Source organism: Jingyaoa shaoxingensis, assembly GCF_014385005.1.
GTDB classification, from domain to species: domain Bacteria; phylum Bacillota; class Clostridia; order Lachnospirales; family Lachnospiraceae; genus Marvinbryantia; species Marvinbryantia shaoxingensis.
Genome location: NZ_JACRSZ010000015.1, coordinates 81163 through 99290, shown reverse-complemented (window position 1 = coordinate 99290; position 18128 = coordinate 81163). Strand labels below are relative to the sequence as shown.

General features: G+C 31.9%; 14 protein-coding genes and 2 pseudogenes. All 16 read right to left on the bottom strand.

All coding sequences use genetic code 11. The features are described from left to right. Positions 1-170: 170 nt before the first annotated feature. A pseudogene (locus tag H8716_RS13705) lies at positions 171-1022 on the bottom strand (glutamine--fructose-6-phosphate transaminase (isomerizing)); the annotation flags it as partial. A 98-nt stretch (positions 1023-1120) separates the two neighbouring features. Continuing rightward, positions 1121-1315, bottom strand: a complete 195-nt coding sequence (locus H8716_RS13700) for a 4Fe-4S dicluster domain-containing protein (RefSeq protein WP_055299463.1) — start codon at positions 1313-1315, stop codon at positions 1121-1123. A gap of 11 nt (positions 1316-1326) precedes the next feature. After that, positions 1327-2187, bottom strand: a complete 861-nt coding sequence (locus H8716_RS13695) for an acyltransferase family protein (RefSeq protein ID WP_055299465.1) — start codon at positions 2185-2187, stop codon at positions 1327-1329. Positions 2188-2286: 99 nt separating this feature from the next. Further along, positions 2287-3333 (bottom strand): Coenzyme F420 hydrogenase/dehydrogenase, beta subunit C-terminal domain, encoded by a 1047-nt coding sequence (locus H8716_RS13690; RefSeq protein WP_249309620.1) that lies wholly within the window; start codon positions 3331-3333, stop codon positions 2287-2289. 41 nt (positions 3334-3374) lie between these two features. After that, on the bottom strand, positions 3375-4232 hold the full coding sequence (locus tag H8716_RS13685) for an ATP-grasp fold amidoligase family protein (protein ID WP_187002764.1): 858 nt from the start codon (positions 4230-4232) through the stop codon (positions 3375-3377). A gap of 16 nt (positions 4233-4248) precedes the next feature. Continuing rightward, a complete protein-coding gene (locus tag H8716_RS13680) occupies positions 4249-5649 on the bottom strand; it encodes a lipopolysaccharide biosynthesis protein (RefSeq protein ID WP_177387069.1) in 1401 nt (466 codons plus the stop codon). 35 nt (positions 5650-5684) lie between these two features. Then, positions 5685-6794, bottom strand: a complete 1110-nt coding sequence (locus tag H8716_RS13675; protein WP_187002763.1) for a polysaccharide pyruvyl transferase family protein — start codon at positions 6792-6794, stop codon at positions 5685-5687. A 62-nt stretch (positions 6795-6856) separates the two neighbouring features. Then, positions 6857-7795, bottom strand: a complete 939-nt coding sequence (locus tag H8716_RS13670; protein ID WP_244807216.1) for a glycosyltransferase family 2 protein — start codon at positions 7793-7795, stop codon at positions 6857-6859. Next, positions 7785-8975: an O-antigen ligase family protein gene (locus H8716_RS13665; protein WP_187002761.1), complete on the bottom strand. Its 1191-nt coding sequence runs from the start codon at positions 8973-8975 to the stop codon at positions 7785-7787. The genes H8716_RS13670 and H8716_RS13665 overlap by 11 nt, the downstream gene beginning before the upstream one ends. A gap of 117 nt (positions 8976-9092) precedes the next feature. After that, complete coding sequence (locus tag H8716_RS13660) at positions 9093-10040, bottom strand: hypothetical protein (RefSeq protein WP_249309619.1); 948 nt, start codon at positions 10038-10040, stop codon at positions 9093-9095. A gap of 288 nt (positions 10041-10328) precedes the next feature. Further along, the gene (locus H8716_RS13655) at positions 10329-11513 is read right to left on the bottom strand and encodes a radical SAM protein (RefSeq protein ID WP_173704260.1); all 1185 of its coding nucleotides are present in this window, start codon (positions 11511-11513) and stop codon (positions 10329-10331) included. A 17-nt stretch (positions 11514-11530) separates the two neighbouring features. Then, a pseudogene (locus H8716_RS17765) lies at positions 11531-12412 on the bottom strand (glycosyltransferase family 4 protein). A gap of 396 nt (positions 12413-12808) precedes the next feature. Continuing rightward, positions 12809-14059, bottom strand: a complete 1251-nt coding sequence (locus H8716_RS13645) for a nucleotide sugar dehydrogenase (RefSeq protein ID WP_276529928.1) — start codon at positions 14057-14059, stop codon at positions 12809-12811. Positions 14060-14092: 33 nt separating this feature from the next. Then, positions 14093-15124, bottom strand: coding sequence for an NAD-dependent epimerase/dehydratase family protein (locus H8716_RS13640; RefSeq protein ID WP_187002793.1), 1032 nt, complete (start codon positions 15122-15124; stop codon positions 14093-14095). A gap of 22 nt (positions 15125-15146) precedes the next feature. Then, positions 15147-16292: a glycosyltransferase family 4 protein gene (locus H8716_RS13635; protein ID WP_249309618.1), complete on the bottom strand. Its 1146-nt coding sequence runs from the start codon at positions 16290-16292 to the stop codon at positions 15147-15149. A gap of 88 nt (positions 16293-16380) precedes the next feature. Continuing rightward, positions 16381-17832 carry a sugar transferase gene (locus H8716_RS13630; protein WP_118486136.1) on the bottom strand — a complete coding sequence of 484 codons (1452 nt, stop codon included), beginning with the start codon at positions 17830-17832 and terminating at the stop codon, positions 16381-16383. Positions 17833-18128: the final 296 nt, after the last annotated feature.

Here is an 18128-nt window from a genome sequence, read left to right as displayed (position 1 = left end):
ATCGATATTGAAAGTGTTGACCCATCTAAAGACCTCTCTATGAGAGAAGTATATGGACTGGATCCAGCAATGGCAAAGTAACTTAATAAACAAAATGGAGTGGCTCCGTTAGTCCGGACAGGTGGCTCTCGCCACACCGGACTGGCGGCTCTGCCGCACCGTAATATTCATGTCAAATCAATAAAATTCTCTTTTACAACAGAATTAATTGTATCTCCCACAACTTTAGGCTGCTCATGGATTTCTTTCATCATAAAATGTTCGTATCCTGCTTTTTCAGCCGCTTCTGCGTTCCAGTCAATAGTTTTTAATTCTTTCTCAATTTCATCTCCATCAAGATTATAGAAAGTAATTTCGCCCTTCCTTACACGAGCCATCTCCATGTTACCAATATAATATACATTTCTTGTATATTTTAAAATAGCAGGTACATCAGATGCGATATAAGATTCTCCATCTTCAATACCAAGAATCATTGGACTATCTTTTCTTGCGACATAAATTTCTTCTGGATATTCATTAAACATTACGGCTAAAGCATATGAACCACGAATACGCACCATTGCATGATTAATTGCATCTACTGGTGTCCCCTCATATTTTTTATAATAGTAATCAACAAGCTTCACTGCGACTTCCGTATCAGTATCAGAATAGAATGCATAGCCCTTTCTTACAAGTTTCTCTTTCAATTCCTGATAATTCTCAATGATACCGTTATGTACTGCTACAACATTTCCATCATCACTTCTATGCGGATGAGCATTATTCTCTGATGGTTCTCCATGAGTTGCCCACCTAGTATGACCAATTCCACATGAACCAATTACTGCTTTCCCATCATTGGTTTTTTCAGCAAGAATTTTAAGTCGTCCCTTTGCTTTTATAATATCAACATCCCTATCTCCATCACGAACTGCAATTCCTGCAGAATCATAACCACGATATTCTAACTTAGACAAACCATCTAATAAAATAGGTGCTGCCTGTTCTTTACCTGTAAATCCTACAATTCCACACATAATTATTTACTCCCTTTTACTTGTAATCTTGCCTTATGATAAATCTTATAGCAAAATTATTATCTTAGCTTTTACTTTATTGTTTCCCTCTTATTTTATTATGTTTCTTTAAATGGACATACCTTCAGACATTGATAGCATTTAATACACTTCTTTTCGTCTATCTGAGGATATTCAAATCCTTCTTCATCTTCAATCATTGAAATTGCCATTTGAGAACAAATTGCATAACAAGCGGTACACCCACAACATTCTTTTTTTTCTTTAAATAGTACAGGTATTTTCCTGTCCATCTTTTCCTCCTTTATACGCCTATTATATAAGCATGTTTTCCTAGTATTCTATGTGCCATCATAACGCACACTGTAGAAATCATGATTACAAATATTGCATTTATCGGAAATACATTTGCCATTGGAACTAACTTATTTAAGATTCTAATTATCAACATATGACACAGATATATTCCAAAAGAATTATCGCCCAAAACTTTTAAAAATTTTTTTAAAACAACTGGTTGCTCATTCAAATTTAAATCACCAGCTTCTATGTATATGTATGCACTTATACAAAAAAGCCCCGTTGTTATAATAGAACTCATTTTTAATTGTGTTGTCGCCATATCAAAGTTTCCCATCCAATACCAAATAAATCCTTCAACACCTTGAATTACCAATGAAAACAGGCACAAGTTAGTTAAACATTTTGGGGATAATTGTAAATTGATATACCCATTTTTTAAACTTACCCCTAAGTAATAAAATCCAAACCAAAAAACAAATAATTCACCCTGAAATGGAAAGCCTAATTCAATATTAAACCACAAGCTTATATAACGAATTAGAAAAATGCTAACGGGTGTTACAAACCACCCTAATTTAGAAAATCTACTTCGCAAAAGTTTAAACGTAACTGGTATTAATAGTACCATCTGTATATAAACCAGAATAAAATAATATATTCCATTACATTTTGACATGAAAACATCCGGTATAAAGGTATTTATTCTACGATTCACTATCGCAAATATAAATGACCAAATTATATAAGGAACAATTATTTTTTTAATTCTGCGATATATTATATCTCTATATACTCCATTTTCGTTTTCTTTGGTTAAATAACCAGAAAGAAATATAAACATACCTACTGCAAAATTAACCAATGGCCGAATTATTACTCCGTACCCCCCCACGCATATGTATTATATGTATGGATAACAATTACTGCAATAATTGATAACCCTCGCATTATTTGTATTTTTTTATTCATTCTTCTCTCCCACATTGAACTGCATTAACATACCGTAATCAAGATTTGACTTTATACCCCCCCGTCTTGCTCTTTTAAGCACCGGTTTTAATATCTTCTTAATAGCATTTTTTATTCTTTGTTTTATTGGCAAAGATAAATAACTTTTTCTTAACTCTTCAAAATCCATTTTCTTCATATCTATAAAAAAAGTCTCTCTCTCTTTTGGTCTATAAACAGAACGGAACTCTGCTGGATTTTCTTTTGTAGCATCGTCATATTCTACTTCCATAACTTTTACAGATGACTTAGATATGAGCCTGTTAAATATTTTTTCTCCTTGATTCGTTCGAACAATTACCAAAGATGTTCCTTTACTATCATTCATTTCTGGAGCAATAGTGTCAATCCCCCAGAAATCTCCTATCGTTAAATCTGATAATCTTAATGTCTTTGCTTTACATTCATAGCAGGATGGTCTAAGGCAGAAATCACTTAAAAACATTTGCATATACGGGTCTTTGCTTTTAGAGATATAAACTTCTTTAGACGAACCATACTCCTTCATTCCAAAGTTTTCCCATCCTTGATCTTTACATCTAAAATTAACTTTCTCCATCTTGCCTTGCATTTTATTTTCCATATAATCTACATATTCTTTCCACAATGCAGGTGATGGAACCCCATGGCAAATAATATCAACACAAATAAGATTTTTATAATCTTTCTGAAGAAATTTCTTTAATCCATTAATTTGACATCCTGTTCCAGTAAATAAAACCAATCTATTTAACACTAAATTTTCACGAACATTCTTAAAAATATTTTTAATTTTAGCTTGTAAATATTTGGATCCCAGGAGTTTCTCTAAATCTTGCTTTTCTGTAATGCCAATATACTCAGCTTCTGTGCAAGATGCATTCATTGCAACTCCATAAACAATTCCTTTTTTTTCAAGAACCTCATTTGCCAACAAAGAAAAAATTGCACCTGAAGAGCTTTTCATCCTTATGTCATTGTCATAATATGCCGCATACGCTTTTTTTTCGTTTATCGCCATATTCTATCTCCCTCCAAACTGTAAATTTCCCCAAATACACCTTATTTAATCTTATCCAAATCCATGAGTTCTCCCCATTTCAAATCTGTCTCAAGCGTAATATCCGTATCAAAACCGCCTTGATCAAAAAAGGTCAGTTCTCCAAAATAAATTTGCCCATCTATATTATATAAATCCACTCTCATATGAACCAAATTCTCTGAGAGTTGTTCGGCAATCCTTATCATTTTTTCATAGTTTTCCGGTCTTTCCACATTTGATTCAGGTTCTAATTCCGGTTTTTGATATAATAAGCGATTCCACCCTTTATCATAAAAACGAAAAGTTGGATGTCCAGATGCCCTATTCGTACATACCATCACGCTATCCATTTTTCCATTAAACATAAAAAATTTATAATCATTTGGTACCGTATTCGTTATCATTTTTTCTGCTATAATCCGATGCTTCAAGTTTTTATATGGCCATTCTCTGCATAGATAATAATAATTATTTTTTAAACTCTTTTCCAATACATTTTTTGTTTTATCTATATCCATATTGTTTTTATCATTTATAAGTACTACTCCACCAGAATCATGTGTTGTTTTTAAAACAAAATTAGATGGCAATTTTGAAAAGTCTATATCTTCAAAACGATCCCACACACCGTAAGTAGGTATAACATATTGTTCACCAATTTTATCTGCAACATATTTTTTTGCCTCATATTTATCTACCATTATTTGGTAGTGTTCTTTTCGGTCATTTATTTTCAACCAATTAAGTTTTTCATTATAGGATCTTGGATTACTCAAATCCAGCTTTCTCTTCAATTTACTAAAAAAAACCATTCTTAAATAAATTGAATCCGGCAAGACTTTAGCTAAATTTACAAAAACTTTTTTATATAATTTCATATGTTTTTCCTTTCATTTACTTTCTTTTGACAAATTTATGAATTATCGCTTTCATTTCCTCACGATACATAAACGAAGTTATTATCAAAGAAACTATTCCAAATAAAAATGCCTGTATTTCACCAAATGAAATAAGAATAAGTGAATGTATGATTAGCAATACAAACGAAAAAATATTACGCTTGAAACTTATCCCTATGTTCATTTCTATTTTCATATCACGTGCCCTTATCAAAAGCACAGCAAAATATCCTAAACAAGTTCCAATCGCAATTCCCTGCATTCCAAGCGGCCTAACTAAAATAAAATTGAATAAAAGATTGGTCGCAGCACCTAATGCAGTTGTAATAAAAACTTTATTTGTTTTAGCCCCTACCGTATACACAACACTAAAGAAAGAAGCATAGCAACTAATAATTGTTGACACCGATAATAAAGGTACATATTCCCATGCTATGGCAAACTCTTTGCTCATAACGCCTACATAAACCGGCTTAATAAGCATAACAATTCCAATTGTAATAAATACCATTCCAAATGACGTAACATTGAAAACATTTTGATAAAATCCTTTTTTGTCTTCACTTGATTCAACCTCAATAGCAGACATTTGCCAGGCCTGAATAAACAAAGAATAGACCATATTTATGATTTGAGGTATTTTTAAAGCAAGTGAATATATTCCATTTGCACTATCCCCCAAAAAGTAATTGATAATATATTTGTCACCAGCTGCCATAATCCACCACATTAAACTGTTCGGGACTAACGGGATACTATATTTCAAAATCATTTTCAATATTTTTTTATCAATACATTTAAAGGAGACAACTTTAAAAAAATCACTGAATACAAGAATATATATTGTGCCAATAACTGCTGCTAACAACGTCGCATATAAATATCCAGCCATTCCCCACTTAAAAACTAAAAGAAAAAGTACATTGAATCCCAATGTCGTAGCTGTTGTAATTAGACCAAAAATTGTAAATTTTACATTCTGATTTATTGCCCGAAAATACTCACTATATATCTGATTAAATGTTCTAACAACTAGAAGAGCAACAAATATCCAAATATATTCATCAAATTTGAAAATCATTTTATACACTGGAGTAAATGCTATAGATATTGCAGCTCCAAATAAAAAAACTGCAAAGCAATTACTTGCTGCTTCTTTTGGCGTTAAGTCTTTTCCAAGAACAAAACGTATAAGTGCTTCATTAACCATCATAGTTGAAAATGGAATTACCATGCCTAATGACGTTATAAACAAATCAATTGTTCCATATTCTGCTGTTGTCAACACATATGTATATAATGGAACAATCAAAAAGGTTAATATTTTACTTCCAAAATTACCCACTGCAAAAATTGCGGTATTATATACTAATTTTTTATAATTATTCTCACTCATTTATTTAACCTCGCATTATCCTTTTTGTACTATCATTATTCATCTAATGCATGGTGAATAAATCTGTATGCCTTTTCCCTTTCCTTTTTTAACGACTGATTGGTTATTGAAAAATCATATTCAAACTTGACATCTTGAAAGTTTCCAGTATAATGCAGTTTTTCCAAATGAAATGTTTTTAATAAAGTGTTTATTCTACTTCCCATTCCTGTATGTTTCCCATTTCTATCAAATACTAGAAATGGTCTATTATATAAAATTGAGAAAACCGACGCATGAAATGAATCTGTACATACAAATTCAGCTGTTTTTATAAGATATACAAACTCAGACGGTCCACAACAATAAAATTCACTTTCTAAATTAGATAAATCAATAATTTCACAATCTTTTTCTGCTGCAATTTTATGTATAGCACTTATATATTCCTTTGTTTCAGTTCCCAAAAAATAGCAAACAATATATTTATCCGGAAGCATTTCCTTTGGTTTTTTTACAATTCGATCCCATTCTTCTTTTTGTAACATCATTGTTGGATCAATCAATATTTCTATGTCCTGGCGATTTGTTATTCTTTCTATAATATTTTTTGCGGCCTCCTCTCTTACTGATATTGCATCAAATTTCGAAATATACTGTTTCACTCTTCCTTTATAGTCTAACGGTATCTCTTCTATTCCGAATGATGCACTTATTGCAATCTTTTTTTTCTGAGTAAAAGTAAGCAAATCCAAATCACTCAGTCCACCATAAATCGGATTCCATATCTGATCTGAACCGACAAAATAGTAATCATATTTATCAAATTCTTGCAATCTTGAGAAAGAAAAAAAATGTTTTGAGTTTGCAATTTTTTTGTTAAATTCCAAAAAGTTTTTCTTTCTTTCTTTAGGATCTTTTGGATCAACGCAGTCCTTTATTTTGTCTCCTTTTAAAATATAACGGAACCAACCTTTTATGTATAATTTTATTACTTCAGTATGATTCACCTTATTGTTATTCAAACAAGGAACATTTACAATATTAACTGTATTTAATCCTTCTTTTTTCAGAATCTCTTGCACCGCATAGTTTTGTAGTTTATTTCCAAAATTTGAATTACCATACAGTGAAACGATTGCTGCTGTTTTTTTATTATTATTCATAATTAATCCTCTATATAAGTTCCTTATAGCCCAAAATATAACAATATATAATTTCAACACTCTTATTCATACTTTTTTTTGCTAATCAATAAAAGTGTCCTATATATTAATATTTTAATATGTTTTTTCCCACTTGGTTTTATAACAACTTTATTTTTTTTCAAAATTCCAGCAATTTTTTGAATATTTTCATTTATTACCTTTGAATTATAAGAAGTATCATTTTTCACTCGTGCTTTCCAATACGTGGTAAAAAGAAGTGCCATCCATAATTCTAAACTATATCTAAGTGAGCTTCTCTCCAATTTTGCATGTACCATCAAAATCATCTTTAATGATCTTGCGAAAGATTCTGCCGTAGGTTTTGAAGATAATGAGGATGAATCAACATCATGATATATAGTATAATAACATTTAGATGAATAGAAATAATTATTGCATTTATCCAAATAGATATATGTGGTATATAAATCTTCAAATATAGTTGACTCATAAAACATATCTTCTGTTAATATACTTTTTCTAAAAATCTTTGCCCCCAAACCCGGTCTAACAACCTCATCTAATTCTTCAATATTGTGCAATCCTTCCCTAGTCTCATTGAATCCTGGAATAATATCTTTCGTATCGCCAATAATATCCTCTCTATCAAAAAAAAGAACATCTATTTTTTCATTTTTTTCAAACAAATCATTAATTTCTCTAAATACATCAGAAGTCGTAACCCAATCATCACTATCCACAAAGAAAAACAAATCTCCTGACGATTTTTCAAATCCAAATTTTCTTGTTAAACCTGGTCCCGTATTTTCTTTCGTGTACGCCTTGATTCTACTATCCATTTCTTGGTATTTTTTCATCAATAAATAACTATTGTCTTTTGAGCTATCATCCACTAATATTAATTCATAATCCTCATATGTTTGACTCAAAACAGACTGTACTAATTTATCTAAATATCTTTCTGCATTATATACAGGTACAATTACACTAATTTTCATACCTCTTCCTTTCCTTGTAAGCTTGTCCTAAAATAATTCCATATGCAACAGCTATTGGCTGTATAATATTTGATTCTTCAAAAAAATAACTAAACGCACTTAGGAAAATCGTAATAATCAATAACATCCCCATAACTGGAGCATACTTATTTTTTTCTCGTATAAACTTTATTTCTATAATAATTAAAAATAAAACGAATAATACTAATAATGATAAGCCTATTATTCCATAATCATATAGGTACTCTATGTAACTATTATGTGAAAAGCGAGAAAATCCGCCTGGTCTAAGACGATAATAAACACTTTGAAAACCATGTCCCCAAATTTTTTCTCTTAAATTTGACACATTAAATGCTTGAAGAGTAATCGCCCAAATAACATCTCGACCGCTCCCTCCATCCGTACTTAATTTTGAAAAACGGTCAAAAATCTCAAGCCCCGATCTATTTTCAAGATACAATACTGCTCCACTACCTATACAAATAGCAATAAAAAGATACATATATCTTTTCCATTTTTCTTTCAACGACCCTTGTATGTGTGCATCTAATACTAGCATCACGAATATCCCTAAAATTAATGCTATCGTACCAGTTCTTTTTGTTGATGCGACAGATATAGCAACACATAATAATATACACAAATTTCGCGAGTTCTTTCCTTTAACAAAAATGACAACCAGTGGCAATGCAGTTAAACAATAATATGTTAGAAATACTACCTGCCCTATATTTCCATTTCCTGCTAAATGTATTTTTATAAGGAATACAGAAATAAGACACATTATAAAGTAATATATTAATGTCTTATTTTCAGTATTTTTATTCATTTCATTATGACAAGTAAAGTTATAATACACAATAACACTTAACGGCCAAATAAATATATCAATTGGCGTATAAGGTAAATAAATTGAATCATTTAATATAGTAATTACACATTGATATACAACTAGAATCCCTAAAATCAAAGTAATACAATTTATTGATTTTCTTTTTAATGTTATCAATTCCTCCAAAAAATAACACAGCAAAACTATTGCCTGCATACCAAATCCCAAAAGTCTTATAGTGCTATTTTGGTTTGTTTGATATAGCATTTTAAGCATGATGGAAAAAAACAAACAGTTATATGATAACCACATTAAAATTTTATTAGGTTTTATTTTTAGTTCCACAAATATTCCTCCTGAATAAATGACCATTTCATAATTGAAATTATAATTTTTGTTATATTTTTATGTATTACATTCAATTTTCTATCATTTATTATTCAGTGTCGAATATTTATGTCGTTACTCACATTTTCCTAAAAAAGCTCCTATCATCATAGCTATCGGTACCGCTATCGGATGCACGAAAGCAGATTCTGCCATTGATACAATTATCAAATAACATATTCCACTCATTGCTGCAGCATAATATGAATTTTCTACTCTTCTAATTCCTTGGATTGCTTTGAGTAACATCATTACTGCAAAAATGTACGAAAACAGTCCAAAATATCCTGATTGCCCTAATACCATTGGCCAAAACGAATCACTTATAAATTGTGATGCCCCGATGCGTAACCCATTAATATTAGATAATCCATATGCTGCATATACCGATGAATAGTATACTCCAGAATAATATGAACCGAATGTAGCAAATCCTGCACCTAATGGAAACATATCTCTTGCAATTTCAAACGCTTTTGTAAGTAATTGATACCTAGCAGAATCCGGAATGATTGAACTGAAAAAATAATATTGTATTTGATCCCATCCTAAAATCACAACCAAAGGAATAAATAGCAACATTGTTCTCAGCGTTATTTTTTTCTTTCGAACAAACACAAAATAACATATTAATATGATTGCAAGTGCGGCTCCAAAAGCTTTGCTTCTTAAAGTAGAACACATTATGAGCAATAGCATTATTATATATTTCTTGCTTCCTGTTACATAATTTTTAAGTGAAAGGAGAATCATAATCAAAAACACACAGCAAGCTACAAGTACCGTTGGATGCGTGTACATCAATTGTTCAGATCTTAAACCATATCTTTCTGTCGCTTGGAAAATGTGAAGTGAATAATCAATAACAATTAACACTCCATACAATATCGTAATGCATTTTACATGAAAATATATTTTGCTTGCATATTTTTGCATATCTATTTTTGCAAAAATCTTTTTTCCAACATATAATGCAAGCCAAAATTTTATACATAAAAATGCATCCGATACTTCTGCTTTCAATATACTTTGATATCTATAAATGACACTAGATAGAAAACCAAAACATAAGAATACTAGAATGAACCTAGCATACCCCCCCCCATGTACATTTTTGTATTTTAAGTTTAAATTGATTCTTTTTTAGTTCAAATACAAAAACAGGGATAGATAATACCGCAAATAGTTCATCCATATAACCAACAACGGGTATATACTGTTCCATCCAATCTTTGAATACAAATATATATACTAGACATATGAAAATAGCATATCGCTTTGTAGTCTTACTTTTTGTTATAGAATACATTTTTATTTCTCCATCTGTTTTGCAATATCTTCATCAACAATCTGTTCTCCAGATTTATGTTTCAGTTGCTCTTTCGAAGCTTCACTTAATCCATTGTTAATTACACAATTAACATCACACGTACTACATTTATCAAGTTCTTCTTTTGTGACTTTTCCATCACGATAGTCACAGCAAATACGATTTTCATACATACTGTATGGTGTTTTACTAAACAAAGATTTAAATTTATGTATCAAAACCCATGTTGCTGGTTTCCAGATATATTTGTGCATAGCAGGTGAAACAGAGCCAATCATCCAACAATCACGATCACAGCAACGAACTTTCTTTCGTACCTCTTCTGCCTGTGGACTATTCCACAGTTCATCCCAAGACTGATTATTTAAATTACCCATAACTTCTTTATCCTTAGTTCCATTGCAAGGCATAACATCACCATATGGATCAATAAAGAATGTATCAAAACTCATATCACATGGAAGAAGTCTTTTTTGACCATAAATATAATTAATTAATCCATGATTAAAATATGCTCTAAACCATTTTTTAGGACTATTGCTACGTAACAACTCATTAACTAACTTTTCAAAATTTTTTGCAACCATTGGTCGGTCATGTATGATATTTTTTGCTTCTACGAAATAAAAACTATTATGTAAAGAAGCCGTTGCAAATTCCATTCCCATTTCATTACTAATTTTATATAGCGGTACAAGATCTGGTGCATTTTTATCCTGTACAGTCATACCAAACCCAACATCTTTCATACCCATTTCTCTAAGTTTTTTTAATGTGCCATATCCACGCTGATAACCGTTCTGGAGACCTCGTATTTCATTATTTGTCTCCTCAAGTCCTTCGATAGAAATACGTATACCAATATTAGGAAATTCTTTACAAAGATCTACAATACGATCTGTAAAAAATCCATTAGTTGAAATAACAATACGATCAGATTTTTTATATAACTCACGTACAATATCTTTCAAATCTGTTCTAATAAAAGGTTCTCCGCCTGTGATATTCGTAAAATACATTTTCGGCAATTTTTTTATTGTATCCAAGCTGATTTCCTCTTCTGGCTTAGATGGTGCTTTATAACGATTACACATTGAACATCTTGCATTACAACGATATGTAACGATTACTGTACCATTTAATTTTTTTTCTGCATTTTTTTTCATTTTTATTAATTACCTCTTTACTTTCTACTCTTGACAGCCTCATTAAAAATCTTCATCAAATCTTCATAATGTGTTTGTGGTGCAAATCTACTTTCAAGCCTTTTTCTACTAGCTTGCCCCATCTTTTTAACCAAGGTATCATCATCTAACATCTTAATTTTTTTTATAAGATCTTCAACATTTGATGGTTTAAATAAATATCCATTTTCTCCATCAATAACTAATTCAGGAAGACTTCCTATATTACTAGCAATAACTGGCTTTTAATATTTAAACGACTCTAAAGCAGTATTAGGTAAGTTATCATACCAAATTGAAGGAATTAATGTAAATCTAGCTCCTTTAATAACATTCTCTAGTTCCGCTCCACTCTTAAACCCAAGAAATTCAACATTCTTCATTTTATGATTCTCTACATATTTTTTCAGCCGTTTTGCCTCATCTGTTGTATCATCTCCCATAATTTTAACAGTATATTCAGGCAGTTTTTCATACGCTTTTATAACAGTTTCAACTCCCTTTTCTTCAGTAACACGTCCGAAATATAGTCCATACGATCCAATCTGCTGTTTCCCTATTGTTGTTTTACTTGCTGTAAAAGTAGGAATGCAATGAATTCTTTTTTCTTCAAATCCATTTAATGATAATTTTTTCTTCAAAAATTCTGATGGTGTTATAAATGCATATACATTTTTATATACATTTATCATTTTATGAAATTTCATAGAAAACACTCTTACAACAGATGCAAATAACGATCCTTTCACACATCTCTTTTTAATACAACTCTTATATCCCTTTGATAAACACTCCTCACAGACTTTCTTTTCATACATAAAATCAAATCTTGGACATAACAGAAAATAATCCGATAATCTTAATACAACAGGGACTCCCATTTTATTTGCACCTGTAATTACACTCGGAGACAATTTATTAACAAAATGAATAATATATACTAAATCTGGTTTTACATCATTTATTTCTTTTTTTAGTGCCTTTTCTACTTCACGAGAATAAATACTTCGTGTAAGTAACTGCCAAATTGATTTAGGTGTCTTTTTCACTTCATCAAAATATGTTGTATCTCGTCCACCAATTGGTTCTACAAAGTATTTTGAATATTCTGTTTCGACATTTTTATTGGAATGTATGGAAAAGGGTATAACCTCATGTCCATTATCTTCAAGCATCTTTTTAATATTAAACATATATTTTTCAGGGCCACCTGAAATGAAATATCTATAATTTACAATAAGTATTTTCAATGTCTTCTCCTTTCACTTTCAAATTCATCAATCCCTTTGAAAAATATCTCTTGTATATACTTTGTCTTTAACATCATCCAAACAACTATCATAACGATTAGCAATAATTGCCTGACTCTGCTTCTTAAACTCATCTAAATTATTAACTACTCTACTTCCAAAGAAAGTTTCTCCATCTTTCAGTGTAGGCTCATAAATAATAACCGTAGAACCTTTTGCCTTAATTCTCTTCATGACTCCCTGGATAGAACTCTGACGGAAATTATCACTATTACTCTTCATCGTGAGACGATATACACCTACCACAACATCTTTTTCTTTGCTTTCATCCCAGTCATCATTCGCTTCATATGCTCCAGCAAGTTCCAATACTCGATCAGCAATAAAATCCTTTCTCGTTCTATTAGACTCAACAATTGCTTCAATAAGATTTTCAGGAACATCTGCGTAGTTAGCAAGCAACTGCTTTGTATCTTTTGGTAAACAGTATCCACCATATCCAAAAGATGGATTATTATAATGTGTTCCAATACGAGGATCGAGACATACTCCATTAATAATCTGCTGTGTATTCAGACCTTTCATTTCGGCATAAGTATCTAACTCATTGAAATAAGAAACCCGTAATGCCAAATATGTATTTGCAAACAATTTGACTGCTTCTGCCTCTGTAAAGCCCATAAATAAAGTATCAATATCTTCTTTAATAGCACCTTCCTGTAAGAGCTGTGCAAACGTATGTGCAGCTTTTACTAAACGTGCATTATTAATATCTGTTCCAACAATAATTCGGCTTGGATACAAATTGTCGTATAACGCCTTACTTTCTCTTAAAAATTCCGGACTAAAAATAATATTATCACAATGAAATTTTTCTCTAATACTTGTTGTATATCCAACAGGAATAGTCGATTTAATAACCATAATCGCTTCCGGATTATATTCAATGACTAATTTTATAACTGCTTCTACTGCAGAAGTATCAAAAAAATTCTTTTTGCTATCATAATTTGTTGGAGCTGCAATAACAACAAAATCTGCATCCTTATAAGCTTCTTCTGCATCCAATGTAGCTGTTAAATTCAAATTTTTTTCTTCTAAATATTTTTCAATATAATCATCCTGAATTGGAGATTTCTTATTGTTAATTAACTCTACCTTTTCTGAAATAATATCTACTGCTGTCACCTGATGATGCTGACTCAATAAAGTAGCAATAGATAATCCAACATATCCTGTCCCTGCCACAGCAATTTTCAATGAATTAAAATCTCTCATTTTTTCTCTCTTCTTCCTATTCTTAAAATATATTTACATATAAAACTCTTTGTACCATTCTGCAAACTTGCGTAATCCTTCACGTAAAGTTGTCGATGGCTTAAAACCATAGTCCCTTTCCAATGCTTGCGTATCAGCATATGTCACAGGAACATCTCCCGGCTGCATCGGAACAAGTTCTTTATGTGACTCAAAATCATAATCTTCTGGCAAAACCCTTGCTCTAATTAATTCTTCCTGAAGAATTTGTACAAAATCTAATAAGTTCTCTGGATGATTATTTCCAATATTGTAAACAGCATATGGCGGAATCGGCAAACCATCTTCTCCGTTCTTTTTCTCTGGTGCCCCCTGCATTATCCGTACAACGCCTTCCACAATATCCTCAACATAAGTAAAATCTCTTTTACAATTTCCATAATTAAAAATTTTAATAGTTTCTCCATTTAACAATTTATTTGTGAATCCAAAGTATGCCATATCGGGTCTTCCTGCCGGTCCATAAACAGTAAAGAAACGTAAACCAGTTGATGGAATATTATAGAGTTTTGAATATGCATGAGCCATCAACTCATTGCTTTTTTTCGTTGCCGCATATAACGATACTGGATTATCTACTTTATCATCTGTACTATACGGAACTTTCTTATTACTTCCATATACTGAAGAACTCGATGCATATACCAAATGTTCTACCGGATAATGTCTACATCCCTCTAATATGTTATAAAATCCAATCAAATTACCTTCTATATATGCGTCTGGATTTGTAATAGAATATCTCACACCTGCCTGTGCCCCTAAATTCACAACCACTTGAGGAGTATACTTCTCAAAAATCGAATTAATAAGTTCCTTATCTGCCAAATTTCCTTTTACAAAGGAAAATGTCTTACTAGATGAAAGTTTTTCTAATCTATATTCTTTTAAACGAACATCATAATAATCATTCATATTATCGAGTCCAACTATTTTTATTCCTTCTATTTCTTTTAATAACCTTTCAGCCAAGTTTGATCCAATAAATCCAGCTACACCTGTAATAAAAATCGTCTTGTTTTTCAATTCAATAAATTCTTTGCTCATTTTATCTCCTATACAATTCTAATGTTCTCTCCACAACATCATCCCAATTATATTTTTCACAAATATAACCTGCTGCTTCATCTTTATATTTCTGTACCTGTTGTGCATCCTCACATGCTTCTTGAAGCTTACTCTGCAAATCTGCTACATTACTTTTTTTAAATATGATTGCCTTATCTTCCACTACAGAAGCACATTCATCTATGTCAGATACCAAACAACAATTTCCATAACTCATTGCTTCTAAAAGACTTAATGACATTCCCTCTAAATCGCTTGGTAAACTATAAATATAAGCATTGCTGTATAGTTCATCTAACAACTGTCCCTGAACAAATCCGGTAAAAATAATTCTGTCATCGTCTTTTGCCATTTCTTTTAACTGGTTAGCAAATTCATCAGTATCCGAACTGCCCCCTGCAATGACTAACTTCTTATCTGTTTTTACGTTCTTAAAGCCTTCAATCAGATAAGTAATTCCTTTTTCCGGAACAAGGCGTCCTAAAAATAAAATATAATCATCTTTCTTTAAACCAAATTTCTTGTCAATAAGTTCTGCCTTTCTAATAACTGGACGATTCACACCATTAGGGATAAACTTTGTATCACGTCCATAAGTCTCTTTAAAATAATTTTGTACTCCCTCACTGAGAACAATAATTTCATCTGCAAATTTAACAGCACATTTTTCGCCAAGCATAATATATGTGCTGGCTAACTTGCCCCATTTTGCTCTTTGATGATCAAGTCCATGAATCGTAGCGATACAACGTTTTCCAAATAATTTTGGCAACCATAACATTGCACATGGTCCTTCTGCATGAAAATGTACCACATCATATTTTCCAAACGCTGCTGCTACCGCTGCAAAAAATGAAGCACTCATCGCTGCTAGTCCTTTTTTATCTATCGTTGGTACATATTTCATTCGGATACCTTTATATTCTTTTAATTTCTTCTCATCAAATTCTTTACCACTTACATGATGTCCATTACGGTTATATACTGTTATCTTATGTCCTAGTTTTGCCATGCGAACCGTTAATTCTTCAACGACAATTTCAATTCCACCTTGACGACTCGGAATTGTCTTATGTCCAAGAACTGCAATTTTAAGTGGAAAAGTATTAATTTTCCTTTTATTCATAACTTCCTCTTATTATATTTATTACTTATCTATTATTACCTTCTGTGGCTTAAATTCTATTTACGGAAATCAAGCCACAATCATTTCATCACATAGATCCATCTTTTCTAAGAACTACCATTACTGTTTTAAGCAATATTTTTATATCTAGCCCAATGTTCCAATTTGTGATATACTCTTTGTCAAGACGAACCACTTCTTCAAAATCAGTAATGTCACTACGTCCGCTGACCTGCCACATACCGGTTATTCCTGGCTTAATTGCCAATCTTGCACGATGGTGCAGCTCATAAAAATTCGTTTCCGAAATCAAAGGTGGCCTGGTTCCAATTATTGACATATCACCTTTCAACACGTTAAAAAACTGCGGAAATTCGTCAATGCTTGTTCTTCTAATAAAATCCCCAATACCAGTCTTATGTGTTCCATCTGGAAGAATCTTATTTCCAATAACTCGTGGGTCAAAATCCAATTTGAACATCTTTTCATCACCCAGCTTGTTATCTTTCATAAGTTCAGCCTTACGTTCTTCTGCATCCATATACATGCTTCGGAACTTATACATTTTGAATCTCTTTCCATTCTTTCCTACACGTTCCTGTGCAAAGAAAATCGGTCCCGGTGATGCTATGTAAATTGCTGGAGCAACAAATATAAACAAGATTCCAGTAATCAGGCATCCTACCAAACCTCCGGCAATATCCATCAATCGTTTCAGCATCAGATCTCTTGTAGATGCATAGTTAATACTGGTAGTCAGTACTGTATAATCTCCAACTTTTTCTACAAACTGTTTTTTCCCCGGCACGCTTTGTACCTTTGCAAGATTCAGATGAACGGTTACTCCGGTTTCTGTAAACTGCTCGATCAGTTCTTTTGGATATGGAACTACACCGGATGTCACAATCAGAACTTCATCAATCCATTCCTTGCAGACATATTCAGCAGCATTTTCCATATTTGCAACTACTTTCACACCATCAATATACTTTCCTGTCATTTCTTTATCTATGACAGCAATTCCAGCAATCTTATACCGGGCATAATTATGCTCTTTCATGCTCTCTACTACTGAACTCACTACATCTGCTGAAACAACAAGAAGTAAGGAACGATTTTCACCATCTTCCATTTTCTTTCTAAGCAAATGTTTCCACAGCTCTCGTACCAGATAAGTAAGTAGAATATAGATAACGATATTCAGTACCAATGCCAGTCTGGAATATTGTTGTCCTTCCTGAAGCATAAACAGATAAAGCAATAAACATGCTCCGAGAATTATTCCATGCTGTGCTGTTACAACAAAATCTTTATAGTAGCCTCTTTTCAAAACGTTTTTCAATGTTCCCATCGCAAACAGTACTACCAAATCTGCTACTTCCATAAAGACAGCCATATTTCTGTAAAGAATTAGCTGGTATGGATTAGCTCCATATCCGCTTAACGCATACGCCAAAACGAACGCCACCTGCAAGCAGATTAAGTCCAAGATGATAAAATCCACATGTTTTATCCATCCTGTAGAATCTTTTCTATACATACTTTCTTTCCCCTTTACTCATTTTTCAGATCCCATTACGTTCGTTTTCAACTAACTGCTACAATCCTCTGACTTACCAACGAACAAAGACTTTTTATAAGAAAATACGCAGTCCTTCACAGAACTTTGTATATTACATTCAATACTACTAAGAAACAATCTATGCCCGGCACATAACCCAATTATCAGGGCAGGCAAAGCACAATAAAAAAATGGATTTCGATTAATTAAGAAATGTGATGCTATTTGATAATAGATAGCAGCCATAAGCAGACAGCCTATAGAAACTGCCAGAT

Excerpts from the sequence above, each read along its gene's own strand:
- H8716_RS13700 (WP_055299463.1), bottom strand. The coding sequence starts at position 1,315 with ATGGACAGGAAAATACCTGTACTATTTAAAGAAAAAAAAGAATGTTGT.
- H8716_RS13690 (WP_249309620.1), bottom strand. The coding sequence starts at position 3,333 with ATGGCGATAAACGAAAAAAAAGCGTATGCGGCATATTATGACAATGAC.
- H8716_RS13685 (WP_187002764.1), bottom strand. The coding sequence starts at position 4,232 with ATGAAATTATATAAAAAAGTTTTTGTAAATTTAGCTAAAGTCTTGCCG.
- H8716_RS13680 (WP_177387069.1), bottom strand. The coding sequence starts at position 5,649 with ATGAGTGAGAATAATTATAAAAAATTAGTATATAATACCGCAATTTTT.
- H8716_RS13675 (WP_187002763.1), bottom strand. The coding sequence starts at position 6,794 with ATGAATAATAATAAAAAAACAGCAGCAATCGTTTCACTGTATGGTAAT.
- H8716_RS13670 (WP_244807216.1), bottom strand. The coding sequence starts at position 7,795 with ATGAAAATTAGTGTAATTGTACCTGTATATAATGCAGAAAGATATTTA.
- H8716_RS13655 (WP_173704260.1), bottom strand. The coding sequence starts at position 11,513 with ATGAAAAAAAATGCAGAAAAAAAATTAAATGGTACAGTAATCGTTACA.
- H8716_RS13645 (WP_276529928.1), bottom strand. The coding sequence starts at position 14,059 with ATGAGAGATTTTAATTCATTGAAAATTGCTGTGGCAGGGACAGGATAT.
- H8716_RS13635 (WP_249309618.1), bottom strand. The coding sequence starts at position 16,292 with ATGAATAAAAGGAAAATTAATACTTTTCCACTTAAAATTGCAGTTCTT.
- H8716_RS13630 (WP_118486136.1), bottom strand. The coding sequence starts at position 17,832 with ATGTATAGAAAAGATTCTACAGGATGGATAAAACATGTGGATTTTATC.